The sequence below is a fragment of the Neptuniibacter sp. PT8_73 genome (assembly GCF_047778045.1).
Lineage (GTDB): Bacteria > Pseudomonadota > Gammaproteobacteria > Pseudomonadales > Balneatricaceae > Neptuniibacter.
Map to the genome: position 1 here is coordinate 320,384 of NZ_CP180545.1, position 15,337 is coordinate 335,720.

Annotated in this window: 16 protein-coding genes; 6 read left to right on the top strand and 10 right to left on the bottom strand. The window is 45.2% G+C overall.

The window, feature by feature from the left end:
• The first annotated feature begins 8 nt into the window (after nucleotides 1-8).
• From dapF to ACMXYN_RS01420, 4 genes are read left to right on the top strand one after another with little or no spacing between them, the layout of a single operon-like run.
• Nucleotides 9-851, top strand: coding sequence for a diaminopimelate epimerase (gene dapF / locus ACMXYN_RS01405; RefSeq protein WP_415893163.1), 843 nt, complete (start codon nucleotides 9-11; stop codon nucleotides 849-851).
• Nucleotides 848-1,531, top strand: coding sequence for a DUF484 family protein (locus ACMXYN_RS01410; RefSeq protein WP_415893164.1), 684 nt, complete (start codon nucleotides 848-850; stop codon nucleotides 1,529-1,531). Before dapF ends, ACMXYN_RS01410 begins: the two co-directional genes overlap by 4 nt.
• 19 nt (nucleotides 1,532-1,550) lie before the next feature.
• A complete protein-coding gene (xerC, locus tag ACMXYN_RS01415) occupies nucleotides 1,551-2,450 on the top strand; it encodes a tyrosine recombinase XerC (protein ID WP_415893165.1) in 900 nt (299 codons plus the stop codon).
• Nucleotides 2,447-3,166 (top strand): HAD family hydrolase, encoded by a 720-nt coding sequence (locus ACMXYN_RS01420; RefSeq protein ID WP_415893166.1) that lies wholly within the window; start codon nucleotides 2,447-2,449, stop codon nucleotides 3,164-3,166. Before xerC ends, ACMXYN_RS01420 begins: the two co-directional genes overlap by 4 nt.
• A gap of 5 nt (nucleotides 3,167-3,171) precedes the next feature.
• On the opposite strand, the gene ACMXYN_RS01425 is transcribed toward ACMXYN_RS01420, so the two are convergent.
• The 9 genes from ACMXYN_RS01425 to ACMXYN_RS01465 all read right to left on the bottom strand — a co-directional run bounded on the left by ACMXYN_RS01425 (nucleotide 3,172) and on the right by ACMXYN_RS01465 (nucleotide 11,671).
• On the bottom strand, nucleotides 3,172-5,037 hold the full coding sequence (locus ACMXYN_RS01425; protein ID WP_415893167.1) for a methyl-accepting chemotaxis protein: 1,866 nt from the start codon (nucleotides 5,035-5,037) through the stop codon (nucleotides 3,172-3,174).
• A 113-nt stretch (nucleotides 5,038-5,150) separates the two neighbouring features.
• On the bottom strand, nucleotides 5,151-6,293 hold the full coding sequence (gene hemW / locus ACMXYN_RS01430) for a radical SAM family heme chaperone HemW (protein WP_415893168.1): 1,143 nt from the start codon (nucleotides 6,291-6,293) through the stop codon (nucleotides 5,151-5,153).
• Between the two features lie 6 nt (nucleotides 6,294-6,299).
• Nucleotides 6,300-6,902 (bottom strand): XTP/dITP diphosphatase, encoded by a 603-nt coding sequence (locus tag ACMXYN_RS01435; protein WP_415893169.1) that lies wholly within the window; start codon nucleotides 6,900-6,902, stop codon nucleotides 6,300-6,302.
• 65 nt (nucleotides 6,903-6,967) lie between these two features.
• Entirely contained in the window at nucleotides 6,968-7,417 is a 450-nt protein-coding gene (locus ACMXYN_RS01440; RefSeq protein ID WP_415893170.1) for a DUF4426 domain-containing protein, read from the bottom strand.
• A 12-nt stretch (nucleotides 7,418-7,429) separates the two neighbouring features.
• Complete coding sequence (gene metW / locus ACMXYN_RS01445; protein ID WP_415893171.1) at nucleotides 7,430-8,020, bottom strand: methionine biosynthesis protein MetW; 591 nt, start codon at nucleotides 8,018-8,020, stop codon at nucleotides 7,430-7,432.
• The gene (gene metX / locus ACMXYN_RS01450; protein WP_415893172.1) at nucleotides 8,020-9,189 is read right to left on the bottom strand and encodes a homoserine O-succinyltransferase MetX; all 1,170 of its coding nucleotides are present in this window, start codon (nucleotides 9,187-9,189) and stop codon (nucleotides 8,020-8,022) included. Before metX ends, metW begins: the two co-directional genes overlap by 1 nt.
• Nucleotides 9,190-9,485: 296 nt before the next feature.
• Complete coding sequence (locus tag ACMXYN_RS01455; protein ID WP_415893173.1) at nucleotides 9,486-10,031, bottom strand: YggT family protein; 546 nt, start codon at nucleotides 10,029-10,031, stop codon at nucleotides 9,486-9,488.
• 98 nt (nucleotides 10,032-10,129) lie between these two features.
• Nucleotides 10,130-10,957, bottom strand: coding sequence for a pyrroline-5-carboxylate reductase (gene proC / locus ACMXYN_RS01460; protein WP_415893174.1), 828 nt, complete (start codon nucleotides 10,955-10,957; stop codon nucleotides 10,130-10,132).
• Between the two features lie 18 nt (nucleotides 10,958-10,975).
• Nucleotides 10,976-11,671: a YggS family pyridoxal phosphate-dependent enzyme gene (locus ACMXYN_RS01465; protein WP_415893175.1), complete on the bottom strand. Its 696-nt coding sequence runs from the start codon at nucleotides 11,669-11,671 to the stop codon at nucleotides 10,976-10,978.
• A gap of 91 nt (nucleotides 11,672-11,762) precedes the next feature.
• On the opposite strand from ACMXYN_RS01465, the gene ACMXYN_RS01470 reads away from it, so the two are divergent.
• Both ACMXYN_RS01470 and ACMXYN_RS01475 read left to right on the top strand, forming a co-directional pair.
• Nucleotides 11,763-12,797: a type IV pilus twitching motility protein PilT gene (locus ACMXYN_RS01470; RefSeq protein WP_415893176.1), complete on the top strand. Its 1,035-nt coding sequence runs from the start codon at nucleotides 11,763-11,765 to the stop codon at nucleotides 12,795-12,797.
• A 22-nt stretch (nucleotides 12,798-12,819) separates the two neighbouring features.
• Nucleotides 12,820-13,986 carry a PilT/PilU family type 4a pilus ATPase gene (locus ACMXYN_RS01475; RefSeq protein ID WP_415893177.1) on the top strand — a complete coding sequence of 389 codons (1,167 nt, stop codon included), beginning with the start codon at nucleotides 12,820-12,822 and terminating at the stop codon, nucleotides 13,984-13,986.
• A gap of 76 nt (nucleotides 13,987-14,062) precedes the next feature.
• On the opposite strand, the gene ACMXYN_RS01480 is transcribed toward ACMXYN_RS01475, so the two are convergent.
• Nucleotides 14,063-15,337, bottom strand: a complete 1,275-nt coding sequence (locus ACMXYN_RS01480; RefSeq protein ID WP_415893178.1) for a dihydroorotase — start codon at nucleotides 15,335-15,337, stop codon at nucleotides 14,063-14,065.

Consider the following 15,337-nt stretch of genomic DNA (forward strand, 5'->3'; position numbering starts at 1 on the left):
GGTTATTGATGTTAGTCCGTTTTACCAAAATGCACGGTTTAGGTAATGACTTTATGGTGCTGGATCTAGTGACCCAGCGCGTGAAAGTTACGCCTAAACTGGTAAAAAAGCTTGGTGATCGTAACTTTGGTGTTGGATTCGATCAGCTATTAATCGTTGAGCCACCTTCAGATCCAGATGTAGATTTCCGTTACCGTATCTTCAACCAAGACGGTTCAGAGGTTGAAAACTGCGGTAATGGTGCTCGTTGCTTCGCCAAGTTTGTTCGCGATAAGCGTTTAACTGGTAAGTCTGAAGTTGTCGTGCAGACGGCTAATGGCCGTATGTGCCTGAAAATTCGCGAAGATAAGCGAGTTGAGGTCAATATGGGTCAGCCTATATTGCTGCCTTCAGAGATCCCTTTTGCGGCCGACCAGCAAGCAATTACTTACCCTGTTGAGGTTGACCATCAAGGCGCAGCTGAAACAGTTGAATTAAGTGCGGTATCTATGGGCAACCCGCATGGGGTTTTGGTTGTGGATAACACCGAAACAGCCCCAGTAGAAACATTGGGTCCAGTGCTAGAGCCTCATACGTGCTTCCCAGCAAAAGCGAATATCGGTTTTATGCAGGTATTGGCGCGAAATGAAGTTAATTTGCGTGTATTTGAGCGTGGCGTTGGTGAAACGATTGCTTGTGGTACTGGTGCGTGCGCCGCGGTTGTTGCAGGAAAATTGCGCGGTCTGCTCGATATGCCTGTGACAGTTCATCTTCCTGGTGGCGATCTTGAGATCGAGTGGCAGGGTGAAGGCCATCCCGTTATTATGACAGGGCCAGCAACAACGGTTTATGAAGGACAGATCTTCGTATGAGTGAAGAAACAGGACAGATTAGCGAAGCTCAGGTAGCGGAATACCTCCAGCAACACCCTGACTTTTTCACAGGTAATGCAAAATTACTGGAAAAATTACACGTACCTCATGAAACAGGTCGAGCTGTCTCTTTGGTTGAGCGTCAGACCACGGTTCTGCGTGAAAAAAACCAGAACCTAACAGCGCACCTTTCTGATCTGATCGACATTGCACGACATAATGATCTGCAGTTCGAAAAGACTAAACGTATGGTATTGGCATTACTGGAAGCTGAAACGCTGGATGATATCGCTGTCGCGATTGATGAAAGCTTATGCCAAGACTTTGCTAGCGATAGCACAGCGTTGATCTTGTTCACAAGCAAACCTTTAGATGTGAATAACCTGCGCCTGACGTTGCGTGAAGATGCGGCAGTGATTGATAGTTTGGTCGGCACTAATCTGCCGAGCTGTGGACGTCTGTCTGATGCTGAAAATGAATTTATTTTTGGTGATGAAGCTATCAAAGTTCAATCCGCTGCAGTTGTACCGTTGGTGCAGGGCGAAACTTTAGGTTTGTTGGCAATTGGTAGCTTTGATGCGAACTACTTTACCAGTAGCCAAGGCACAGTATTGCTAAGCTATGTTGGTGAAGTATTAAGCCGCGTAGCTTCTCGTATTCTGCGTCAGCAGGATCATTAAAGAAAGATAGGGGAGAGAGTTGAAAGAAGCGCTGTTAGAGCAGTTTCTTCATTACCTAGCGACTGAACGCCAGCTCTCTTCTCACACCCTCGATAATTACAGTCGCGATCTCATTAAGTTACTCGATTTTACTGAACAGCAAGCATTGGCTGATTGGTCTTCGGTTGAAGTTAAGCATATTCGCCAGTATGTAGCGATGCTGCATCGTAAAGATCTGGCCGGTAGCAGCATTCAGCGCTCTCTGTCAGCTATCCGTAGTTTCTATAATTTTCTATCTCGTGAATCGGTCGTAGAACAAAACCCTGCTGCAGCCGTGCAAGCGCCTAAATCACCTCGTAAGCTGCCCTCTACACTCGATGTTGATCAGATGGGGACACTGCTCGATGTTCCTGTAACCGATAATATATCTGCTCGCGATGCGGCAATGATGGAGCTTATGTATTCTTCTGGGCTGCGTGTCTCAGAGCTGGTTGCTATAGACCTGTATAGTTTAGACCTCTCAGAGGGAAGTCTTCGAGTTGTAGGTAAAGGCCGTAAAGAGCGTGAGTTGCCCATAGGAAGGAAGGCACTTGAAGCCTTAGATCGCTGGCTCGATGTGCGTCATGAATTGGCGAATTATGATGAGAACGCGCTTTTTGTTAGTAAGCGAGGCAGCCGTATTAGTGTTCGCTCGGTGCAGCAGCGGATGGATTATTGGGGTAAGTATCTAGGCGTGAATGGCAAAGTTCACCCTCATAGATTACGCCATAGTTTTGCTAGTCATATGCTTGAATCCAGTAGTGACCTTCGTGCCGTACAAGAGCTCTTAGGGCATGAAGATATATCAACAACACAAATCTACACTCACTTAGATTTCCAACATTTAATGAAAGTGTACGAAGGTGCTCACCCTCGCGCACGGAAAAAGAGCCAGAAATGATACGCTGCATTACTTTTGATTTAGACGATACTCTCTGGGCTGTCGACCCCGTTATCCAGCATGCAAACCAAACTATGTTTGCTTGGATATCTGAGCATGCACCGGCATTTTTACAGTATTACAAGTTACATGATCTTGCGGGGTTGCGTCAGATCGTTTTAGAAGATGCTCCAGAAATTGCTCATAGCGTAACGCTGATTCGTATGGCTCAGCTGAAGCATGGTCTGCAAAAAGCGGGCTACAGTGCGGATGAAGTAGAGGTGTTGGCTGCTCAAGCTTTTGACGTGTTTATACAAGCGCGTCAGGAAGTGGTCTTCTTTGAACATGCACGTGAAGTGCTATTGGAATTGAAGCAGCAAGGCTATCAGCTGGGTGCGTTGAGTAACGGTAATGCTGATATCCATAGAGTAGGCCTTGCGGATCTGATCGATTTCCAATTCAAAGCAGATGATGTCGGGCAGATGAAGCCGCACCCATTAATGTTTGAACAGATGTTAGCGCACACAGGCTTAAGACCGGAGCAGGTTATCCATGTGGGTGACAATCATGAGCATGATGTGGAAGGAGCTGCAGCTGTCGGGTTGTGGACTATCTGGGTTAATCTGCAATCGAGTGATAGATCAGACACTGCGTCTGCTCAGGTATCTTGTTTAAGCGAGTTGCCGGAGCGAGTTGCTGAAATTAATCAGCAAGCTCACAACCGTATAACTCTCTAAAGTATTTATTTAACTTTAAACTGACCTACGATCTGCTGTAAGTATGCTGCTTGTTTGGCTACTTCTTCACTAGCCTCAGCATTTTGGCCAACTTGCTCGCTGGCTACAGCGACAATCGTTTGGATCTGCTCAGCATTGTTGTTGATATCACCTGCCACGGCTGTTTGCTGTTCCACAGCAGCAGCGACCTGAGAAGTCATATCTACAATGTTTGTAGCGTCATTCATGATTTTATCCAGAGCGCTGATACTAGTTCCTGCTTCTTCAGCACTTTGTGCACTAACTTCGACGCTACGCATCATTAAGTTGGATACTTGGCCTGTTTGCTGCTGTAGATCGTTGATCATGGTATCGATTTCGGTTGCTGATTCCTGACTTCGGCCGGCCAGGCCTCGGACCTCATCGGCAACGACTGAGAAACCACGGCCATGATCGCCTGCGCGAGCAGCCTCTATTGAAGCGTTAAGTGCAAGTAGGTTGGTTTGTTCGGCAATACCTTTAATAACGTCTAGTACAGTACCGATCTTGGTACCGTTCTCTTCTAACAATGCGACAGCCTCGGTGCTTTGGCTTGCACCTTCTGCCAGATTGTTAATGTTTTCAATCGCGTGGCTGATGATGCGTTGGCCTTCTGCGGCGCTTTGTTGTGAGTGATTCGCCGTTTGGGCGGTAAGTTCGGTGTTATGAGCGATCTCGCGCATAGCGCTTTCCATCTCTTGTACAGCGGCAGATACCTGAACTACTTGTACTTTCTGATTCTCTAACCCTTGAGAGGTTTCTACAGCAATTGCGGAGACCTCTTCGGCCGCGGCGCTTAACTGTACAGAAGAGTTATTTACTCGTTCCAACAGGCCTTGGAACTCTGACATCATACTGTTGAAGCTTCGCCCCATATCGCTCAATTCATCATTAGCGACAACATCATAACGAACTGTCAGATCTTTGTTTTCTTTGGCACTACCCATAACCTGCTGCAGGCTGCGTAAACGGGTAATAATATTGTTAGCAATCCATAGGGCGATGGCTGAGACGATACCGGCAATCACAAGGGCTTTGATACTGGATAGTAGTTGGATAGAGGCTATTTCTGCTTCTAAGCGTTCGGTAATCTCTATTGCCTGCTCTTCGAGTAGGGTTTCCGATTTGTGGATCGACTTACGCATATTGCCCAGCAAGCCTTGTTTACTGTTAAGGCCTAGCTTTTCGTAATTATCGATCAGTGTTAGGAATTTTGAGCGATAGGTGGCAAGTAGCTGCTGGGTTTCAGCTACATCATCTTGATTAAAAACTTCTGCTTCTAGGTCGCTATTAAGCTTCTCGAAGTTAGCTTCAAACTTTTTACGGTATTTTAGGTCTTTGCGAATCAGGAAGTCTTTTTCATTGCGGCGCAATTGTAAAATATCGGCTAATAGGTGGTAGTTATCTAGCTCTTTTACTTTGCTTTCAGCACCATGCACAGCTTTGCGAAGTGCGCCTCGTAGGCCTTCATTATGAGATAAACCTATTTCCTGTTTGAGCTTTACTAATTGGTGAAAATTGTCGGCATAAGTATCAATGATAATGTGTAAGTCTTTAGTTTTTTCGTGCGGAATACCGGCGTGGTCTAAGTGCTCTTCCAGAGTAGTTATTTCGGCTTGGAAAGCAGCAACGGTATCGTCAAAGCGTTTTAGGTATTTGATATCATCACGTGCTAAAAAATCTTTTTCATGACGTCGGAGGGTCAGCATACTGCTTTCAAGGTGACTTACTTCGGTTTCAGCATCTTTTAAACTGGAAACGTTAGTGATTGCGAAATGAAGCATGCCGTACATCGATGCGATCGAAATAATAATGAACGCGATCAATGCCGTAAGTTTGAATTTTATTGTCATTTTAACTACGCCTAGGAATAAAATTTGAGAGCTGACCTATCCCTGTCGGCAAAAAATCCAATTTCATTCTTAAAGTTAGTACAAATGATCTTGTTTGCGAACCGTAAAACTACTTAGTGCATAAAAAAAGCGAGTAAATTGTTTAAAAAACAACGACCTTGCTCGGTTGGACAAAGCGTATTGAGCTCATTTGTTAGTAGCTTTTGTTGTCGTGCTTTTACTAGTGATTGCTCGATTATCGATAGGGGTAATCCAGTTCGTTCGATAAACAGTTCTGTAGGAACACCATGATATAGCCTTAAAGCATTGAGCATAAATTCGAAAGGAAGCTCTTCGGGGCTTATTTCAGTATCGCCTGTTAGCCGTGTTTCTGGGTTCATATAGGCTTTAGGTTGTTTTTGTTTCCAGCGGCGAATTATTTTGTTGTGCTCTGGAAGTGTGATTTTGCCGTGAGCACCTGCACCTATGCCTAGATAATCACCAAATTTCCAATAATTTAAATTATGTTTGGCTTGGCTTTCATTCGATTTAGCATAGGCAGAAATTTCATACTGGCTGTAACCTGCGGAGCGGATCAACGCTTGCCCTTGCTCTTGGATCTCCCACAGAGTGTCATCGATAGGGAGTAGTGGGGGGCGAGAGTGAAATTCTGTGTTGGGCTCTATGGTTAGCTGATACCAAGATAGATGATCAGGTTGTAATGCTATAGCTTGTTCTAAATCACTCAATGCGCCTTTAAGTGTTTGATCTGGAAGGCCATGCATCAAGTCTAGATTTAACTTAGGAAAAAGCTCACGCGCTAATGTGGCTGCTTTAACCGCATTCTCAGAACTATGTATTCGCCCGAGCTTGGCGAGATGCTGATCGTTAAAGCTTTGCACACCGATAGAAAGCCGGTTGATCCCCGCGTCTCGATAGCCAACAAATTTATCTTGCTCGAAAGTGCCAGGGTTAGCTTCTAGCGTGATCTCGGCATCTTTTTCTAGCGGGATAATATTGTGAATCCCTTGCAGTAATACTTTAAAGTTATCTGCGGAGAACAAGCTGGGAGTGCCGCCACCAATAAAGATTGTTTGTATGCTGCGCCCTTGTGCGAGGTGTTTTTCGGACTCTAAGTCATCCAATAAGCACTGGATGTACTCTGTTTCAGGCAGATCATCGCGCTGAGCATGAGAATTAAAATCGCAGTAAGGGCATTTACGTACACACCACGGGATGTGTACATATAAAGATAATGGTGGCAGCTGTAGGCTCATAAACGGTTACTTCAAGTAAGGTTCAATGCTTTGCTTCAGCAATTGAACTGCTTGGCCGCGGTGGCTGAGATTATTCTTGTGTTCAGGTGCTAATTCAGCTGATGCTTTTTCCAGTTCAGGAATCCAGAACAGCGGGTCGTACCCAAAACCGTTACTTCCACTTGCGCGTTCGAGAATTGTTCCTTCCCAGCTACCCTGACAGATTAATGGGGTTGGGTCGTTAGCATGACGCATAAAGACTAAAACACAGCGGAAACGAGCGCTGCGTTGTTCGCTAGGAATGCCTTCAAGCTTTTCTAGAAGTAACTCATTGTTCTTGGCATCAGTTGCGCCTTCGCCAGAAAAGCGTGCTGAATAGATACCTGGGGCGCCTTGAAGGGCATCTACCTCTAGCCCTGAGTCATCGGCTAATGTAGGTAGTCCCGTAATTTCTGCAGCGTGGCGTGCTTTTAGAATGGCATTTTCAACAAAGCTTAGGCCAGTCTCATCGGCATCGCTAACATTGAATTCAGACTGAGGTAGGACTTCGACACCTAGGTCTGCAAGAACTTGATTAAACTCTTTTAACTTACCTTTGTTGCCACTGGCGAGCACAATTTTATTAATCATTCTTTCACCGCACTGAAAAATAAAAAAGACGCATGATAATGCGCCTTTTTGTGAGTTGTTAGGGCTTACTCTTCGTAAAAGCGTTGTTCAAATTTTACAGTGTAAGCAGGTTTGTTTGGGTCTGGCTGCACTTCTAGAGATAGGCGCATCACTTGATCATCAGTAAAACCAAATTGACCTATGTAATAGATCGCATTGCCTTCATCGACTTTTTTAAAGTCGAGATTTTGCGATTGTTGAATCAAGCTTGTTGCTTGGCCTTTTACAAACGCTGATACAGGTTTTTTCTCGCCATCCTCAATTTTCAAAACCGATACATTAACCAGAGCGCGACGCTTACTACGTTGGATACCAATAGCCTGAGCTACATCGGGCTTAATAAACGTACTGTAGAAAGCGTTATAGTGGATCTCGTAGTTGTCATATTTTACAAACTGCTCAGCCAGAACTGGTTGGCTAATGAGTGTGAATAATGACAAAAATAAAGCTGATGCCCATTTGCTTAAGCGATTCATTATCTTCCTCACTTATTTTGTAATCCGGTAGATGGCAATTTCACCCAGCATGTTAGGCCAGAGATGAATCCACCACCGGTGTTGGTGTTCGTTATCCACAACGGTACGATCCATGATGTAGATATTGCGTTCAACACAGAGTTGTTCAAAATCATTAAACGTACAGAAGTGTGTGTTGGGTGTGTTATACCAAGTATAGGGTAGGAACTTGGATACTGGCATCTTACCTCTGAACGCCAAATATCCACGCGCACGCCAGTGTCCGAAATTTGGGAAGGTGACGATACACTCTTTGCCTATACGCAGCATCTCATCCACAATTTGATCCGGGCGCATCATGATTTGGATAGCCTGCGTCATGATGACGGTATCAAAGGTATTGTCTTTGATCGAAGCTAGGCCTTCCTCAATATCCTTCTCGATAACGTTGACGCCTTTGCGGACACAATCAGTGATATTGTCTTGGCCGATTTCCAAACCGTAGCCGGTCGCGTTCTTTTCTGTTTGCAGATAGTGAAGTAACTCACCATCACCACAACAAAGGTCAAGCACGCGCTTGCCAGGTTCTACCCAGTCTTTGATCAGTTCTAAATCAGCGCGCATTAGCTTTTCTCCCCTGTTTTTAGTGCCACAGTATCCTGTTCAACTCGCTCCATATAAGCAGAGAAGATGTCTAAGTAGCGAGGAATAGGGATTAGGAACGCATCATGTCCCTGAGCAGCTTCAATTTCTGCATAGCTTACTTGTTTATCTGCTTCTACTAGCGCATCCACAATCTCGCGTGAGCGCTCTGGAGAGAAGCGCCAATCCGTAGTGAATGAGATCACCATAAACTTTGCTTTTGCTTGCGCTAGTACTTCTGGAAGGCTTTTTCCGCTATCCACTGTTGGATCGAAGTAATCCAGCGCTTTAGTCATCAACAAGTATGTATTAGCGTCAAATGCTGTCGAGAAACGCTCGCCTTGATAGCGAAGGTAAGACTCGATTTCAAACTGTGGTGTGAAATCGTAGCTAATCTGTCCTGAACGAAGCTCCCGACCAAATTTACTGCGCATGCCGTCGTCTGATAGGTAAGTGATATGACCTAACATGCGGGCCAGCATTAGGCCGACTTTAGGTACTTCGTCTTTTTCGTAGTAATGACCGTTATGGAACTGAGAGTCTTTGCTGATCGCTTGGCGAGCGACTTCGTTAAAGGCGATGTTCTGTGCTGATAACTTAGGTGCGGCTGCGATAACCATGCAGTGACGGAGGCGATCAGGATAATTGATTGACCACTGCAATGCCTGCATGCCGCCCAAGCTTCCACCAATAACAGCGGCAAACTGCTCGATACGGAAGCGATCCGCCAAACGCGCTTGGCTTTCAACCCAGTCATTGACTGTAACAATCGGGAAATCAGGGCCATAAGGTTTGCCGGTTTCAGGATTGATCTGGTTAGGACCGCTAGAACCATGGCAGCCACCTAGGTTATTTAACGCGATAACAAAGAATTTATTGGTATCGATTGCTTTACCGGGGCCTATGGCGCTATCCCACCAGCCCGGTTTTTTATCATCCATGCTGTGATAGCCGGCAACGTGGTGGTTACCAGACAAAGCATGACAGATCAGAATCGCATTTGATCGATCTTTATTGAGCTCACCGTAGGTCTCGATGATAAGGTGGTATTTATCTAATGTGCGGCCGCATTGAAGCTGTAATGGCTCATTAAATTCAATAATTTCAGGAGTAACAATTCCAACGGAATCTTCAGGAATAACAGCAGGCATTTCTAATCTCGACTCTAAAACAGCATTTTTCAAATTACACAACGAAACGGAGCGCTAGATGCGCTAGAGGAGTCGAGCCTCACATCTCATAGAAGATGAGTACGCGACTAAGAGAAATGAAAGTTGAATCTGTCACCTTAGGTATCTCAGTAAAATGATCTTACAAGTTAATCAAGTTAACCTATTTTAACGAGTTTTTACGTCACAAGCTCGTATTTGTCCAAGCGATTAATGTAAAAACTCGCTATCAAACAATGAAATAGAGCAGAGCGAACGAAAATGCTCTGCTTTATCAGTTAGTAAACAAATCGGCCTAACTGGGATTGTATGATTGTGATCGCAAGGAAAATAAATATAGGTGACAAATCTAAACCACCTATAGGTGGGACCACCTTCTGCACAAGTTTAAATAGAGGCTGTGTGACTTGTTGAATCAATTGTGGGCCAGGATGATAACTACCAGGCGCCACCCAGCTGATAATAACTGAGCCTAATACTGCCCAGAAATAGATCTCTAGAATACCATTAACAACACCCACAAGCGCCAGTACCAGAAGGTGAACAATGTTGGGCATGTCCATTCCCGATACCATCACTATCAAAAATAGTGTCGCGAGTTTAACTACTGTTGCATAGAGCAATGCCGACGCATCAAATTTGCCAATGCGAGGTACAGCGCGACTAATTGCGACTACAGGTACATTTGTCAATTTGGCAATCGCTTGAGATATCGGATTGTAATAGTCGGCATGGGACAACTGTAAAAGGAAACGCAAGATAATAATGAACGCATACATTTCACCTAGCATGCGGATTATCAAAACGATTGGATCCTGTGCCATATCAATTCCTATGTCGTTGATCTGTTAGTAAAACAAGTATAGTTAGGTTCAACTTTCACGCAGTATAGAGTGTAGCTGTGCGATGTTGAACCTTGCTGTTAATCTTTGCCTAGTTCTTCGGCAAGTTCTACGGAACGATCATTACATGCTTTCATTGCATCATCAAAAAGCTCAGGAAGTTGGCCATCGATAAAACGCTTGATCGCTTGCTCAGTTGTACCATTAGGAGAGGTCACTCGTCGGCGAAGTTCCGCTGGGTCAAACTCACTCTCTTTCGCCATTTTAGCCGCTCCAAGAGCAGTCTGTAGCGTTAGTTGAGTGGCAGTTTCTTTTGAAAGGCCTAGTTTTTCTCCAGCAGCAATCATGGATTCCATGACAAGGAAATAATATGCCGGGCCTGAGCCTGATACAGCGGTTACGGCATCAAGTTGCAATTCTTCATCTACCCACAATGTAATGCCTGTAGCATCTAGAATAGTTTCGGATTGTTGGCGTTGCTCGGCGGAAACTTTAGCGTTGGCGTACAGTCCACTAGCGCCAGTCTTTACCAGTGCTGGGGTGTTTGGCATACAACGAACAATTGCACTGTTTCCCCCTAACCATTTATCGATACTAGTAGTCATAATGCCAGCTGCGACTGACACAATTAATGGCTGCGAGCTTTGTACGCTACTCGCGATTGATTCCGTTACGGTTTTTAAAATTTGTGGTTTAACTGCAAGGACTACTACATCAGCCGCTTGAACAGCTTCGTTGTTATCCGTAGTTGTTTTGAGGCCTTGTGCCTTTAAATCGACAAGACGGTCAGCTTCAGGCTCACTGGCCCAGATCTTTTCTGCTGGGTAGCCATTGTTGATTAGACCGCCAATGATAGCGCGGGCCATGTTGCCAGCACCGATAAACGCGAGAATAGGTTGGTTATTCACAATAGATCCTTACAAATATTAGGCGGACTTAGGTGCCCGAGGGCCAAAAATGGCTGTGCCAATACGGACAATAGTAGAGCCCTCTGCGATAGCAGCATCCATATCTCCAGACATGCCCATTGATAGTGTATCTAATTGAGGGTGTTTGGCCTGTAATTCAAGCTGTAGCGCTTTCATTTTTGCAAAAGCGGCTTGTTGTTCCTTTGGATCTTCAGTCGCTTTAGGGATTGCCATAAGACCACGAACACAGATGTTAGGCAGTTTGCTAATCTCCTCAACCAGAGTATGTAATTCTTCAGGTTGACAGCCCGATTTGCTCTCTTCGTTACTGATATTGAGCTGAATGCAAACATTCAGTGGTTCCAGCTCTGCAGGGCGCTGCTCGGAAAGTCTCTTAGCGATTTTTAAGCGGTCTAAAGTATGCAGCCAATCAAAGTTTTCTGCGACAGCTCGGGTCTTATTGGATTGCAGCGGACCAATAAAGTGCCAGCACAGCTTGAGCTCTTTTAACTCGTTAATTTTGTCTAAACTTTCCTGTAGGTAGTTTTCGCCAAAATGCACCTGGCCTTCGTTTGCTGCAATACGAATATCGCCTGCAGGGCGTGTTTTACTGACGGCTAACAGGGTGATGTCTTTAGTGTTTCGTCCATTGATAGAGGCAGAAGAAGCTATCTCAGAACGAACCTTCTTCAGATTCTCTGCTATGATTGACATATATTTGTGACCTTAGCAATTGGATTGCAACGGGGATTCTGCTAGAACTACCTTATAACTATATAACGCAGTGCCGGGTTACAGGAACGTTATGGATATTACCGAACTTTTATCATTTACCGTACAACAAGGCGCATCTGACTTGCATATCTCTGCAGGGATGCCTCCTATTATTCGTGTTGACGGTGATGTGCGTCGCATTAAACTGCCTTCATTGGATCATAAGCAGGTCCACACACTCGTATACGACATTATGAACGATAAACAACGTAAAGAGTACGAAGATGTGCTTGAAACGGATTTTTCGTTCGAAGTGCCTGGTTTGGCACGTTTTCGTGTCAATGCATTTAACCAGAACCGTGGTGCTGGTGCTGTTTTCCGTACGATCCCGAGCAAGGTATTGACCCTAGATGATCTTGATATGGGTAAGGTTTTTCAGGACTTGTCTGAAAAACCGCGTGGTTTAGTGCTTGTGACGGGGCCAACGGGTTCCGGTAAAAGTACCACCTTGGCTGCAATGATTGATTACATCAATGATACTCGCGCAGATCACATTCTTACAATCGAAGATCCAATCGAATTCGTGCATGAAAGTAAAAAGTGCTTGGTTAACCAGCGTGAAGTGCATCGAGATACTCATAGCTTTGCACATGCGCTTCGATCGGCACTTCGTGAAGACCCGGATATTATCCTTGTAGGTGAGATGCGAGACTTGGAAACTATCCGTCTTGCGCTTACGGCTGCGGAAACAGGTCACTTAGTGTTTGGTACTTTGCATACGACCTCTGCAGCAAAAACAATTGACCGTGTGATTGACGTATTTCCAGCGGCTGAGAAAGATATGGTTCGATCCATGCTTTCAGAATCACTGATGGGCGTTATATCTCAAACACTTTTGAAAAAGCCGAAAGGCGGACGTGTTGCAGCTCACGAAATTATGATCGGTACACCAGCTATTCGTAACCTTATTCGTGAGGATAAAGTGGCGCAGATGTATTCTGCGATCCAGACGGGCGCTGCATTTGGTATGAAAACCTTGGATCAATCTCTACAAGAGTTGATGCAGAAAGGACTAATCTCTCGCGAGACAGCGCGTGAGCGAGCAGCAAACCCACAACAGTTCTAATTGGGCTTAGGAGACAAACGGCGTGGATTTTACGCAGCTACTAAAGGTTATGGTAGAGAGGGATGCATCTGACCTTTTTGTTACGGCCGGTGCAAGGCCTACGATTAAAGTTGATGGTACTTTGAAGCCGTTAACAAAAGACACCCTCAAGCCTTCTCAGGCACGGGCGCTTGTATACAGTACCATGAATGATAAGCAGCTTGCTGAGTTTGAAGGATCACATGAGTGTAACTTTGCGATTAGTGCGCCGGGTCTAGGTCGTTTCCGTGTGTCTGCATTCTTTCAGCGTAACTCTGCGGGGATGGTATTAAGGAAAATTAATAACTATATCCCGAGTTTAGAAGAGCTCAATTTGCCACCGATTCTCCGTGATTTGTCGATGACAAAACGAGGACTGATCTTGTTTGTGGGTGGTACCTCTACAGGTAAATCGACTTCCTTGGCATCGATGATTGATTACCGTAATACCAATCACCGTGGTCATATCATTACCATCGAAGACCCGATTGAATATATCCATGAGCACAAGCAAAGTATTATCACTCAGCGTGAAGTGGGTATCGATACAGACTCGTTTGATGTGGCGTTGAAAAATACGCTGCGTCAGGCGCCTGATGTAATTTTGATGGGTGAGATCCGTACTCGTGAAACGATGCAGCACGGTATCGTATTTGCCGAAACAGGCCACTTAACTTTAGCGACATTGCACGCTAACAATGCTAACCAGGCATTGGATCGTGTTATCAGCTTTTTCCCACCTGAACACCACGATCAGTTGTGGATGGATCTGTCGCTGAACTTGAAAGCGATCATAGCCCAGCAACTTTTGCCGACGAAAGATGGTAAAGGTCGTCGTGCAGCGATAGAGGTATTGATTAATACGCCATTGATTCAGGACCTTATCCGCAAGGGCGAAGTTCATGAGATCAAAGATGTAGTTAAGAAATCGACTAACTTAGGGATGCAGACGTTCGATCAGTCCTTATTTACTCTCTATAAAGATGGTGTGATTACTTACGATGTGGCGTTGGCTCATGCGGATTCACCAAACGATCTCCGTCTCATGATTAAGTTGAGTGCTGATACCAACCCAGAGCTAGCAGTTGAAGACGATAATCAATCCTTCCATTTGCAAGATGAAGAGGATTATCTACATAACGAAGGCGATGCTAACGTTAAGGGGATGTAATCCAAGGATTGCTTCGCTTTAAAGAAATATGCTGGAAAGAAAAAAGCCGCGACATTATATCGCGGCTTTTTTACGTTTAGGCATTGTATACAATCTGTCCTTGGAAAAGTGTATGGGACACTTTGCCTTTTAGAGGGTAGTTCATGAACGGTGTGTTCTTTCCTCTAGAGTGGCATGTCTCAGGAGTGAGTTGCCACTCTGTTTCAGGATTGAAAATACAGATGTTCGCAGCACTGCCAATGCTCAGGTTACCTGTAGGTAGGCCTAATATTTCAGCTGGGGCTGAGGTTAGCTTTTCAATCAGTTGAGGCAGATCTAACATGTTCTGTTCAACTAGCAACAGGCCTAAAGGTAGCAATGTTTCCAAACCGATCATACCCGGTTCGGTATCTGCAAATGGCGCCTCTTTCGCTGCACGTTCATGCGGCTGGTGGTCAGAACAGATCGCCTGAATGCTTCCGCCTAACAATCCCTGAATTAGTCCAGCGCGGTCTAGTTGACTACGCAAAGGCGGGATCAGGTGGAAGTCATTGTTGAAACCGTTCACATTTTCATCAGTGAGTAGTAGATTCTGGATTGATACATCTGCTGTTACTGGAAGGCCTCTTTCTCGAGCTTCAGTAATCATACGAACAGAGCGTTCACAGGATAGCTGACCAAAGTGAGCACGAACACCAGTCTGCTCGACTAACAGTAAATTACGAGATACATCGATGGTTTCTGCAGATTCTGGGATGCCGTTAAGACCTAGTCGAGTACAAGTACTACCTTCATGCATGCAGCCGCCTTTAGCTAAGGCGTTATCTTCAGCTTGGAAAATTACAAGCAGATCATGGGTGGCGGCATATTCTAGGCAGCGAGTTAGGGTTAAAGAATCTGCTACCGGATTGCGTGTGTTGGTAAATGCTATGCAACCTGCTGCTGACAACGCTGCCATAGGTGCAAGCTGCTCGCCTTGAAGGCCTTTAGTAAGCGCGCCCATAGGTAAAATTTGCATTTTGCCTTCTTCTTCACAGCGATCCTGAATGAGTTGGGCAACTGCACGCGTATCGATGACAGGGTTAGTTGAAGGTGGTGTCACTATTGTAGTTACACCGCCTGCAACGGCTGCGGCTGCTTCTGTTTTTATTGAGCCTTTCTGTGCTGGGCCCGGTTCACGAGCATGGGCGCATAGGTCGATAAAGCCGGGGCAAACAATCTGATTTTCAGCATTAATAGTTTGCTCTGCTTCGAAGCCTTCTGGAACAGAATCGTAAGCTGCAATTTCACCATCGACTAAGTACAGATCAGCAACTCTGTCAGTTTGGTTTGCAGGGTCAATGATACGACCGCCTTGAATAAGAATGTGCAT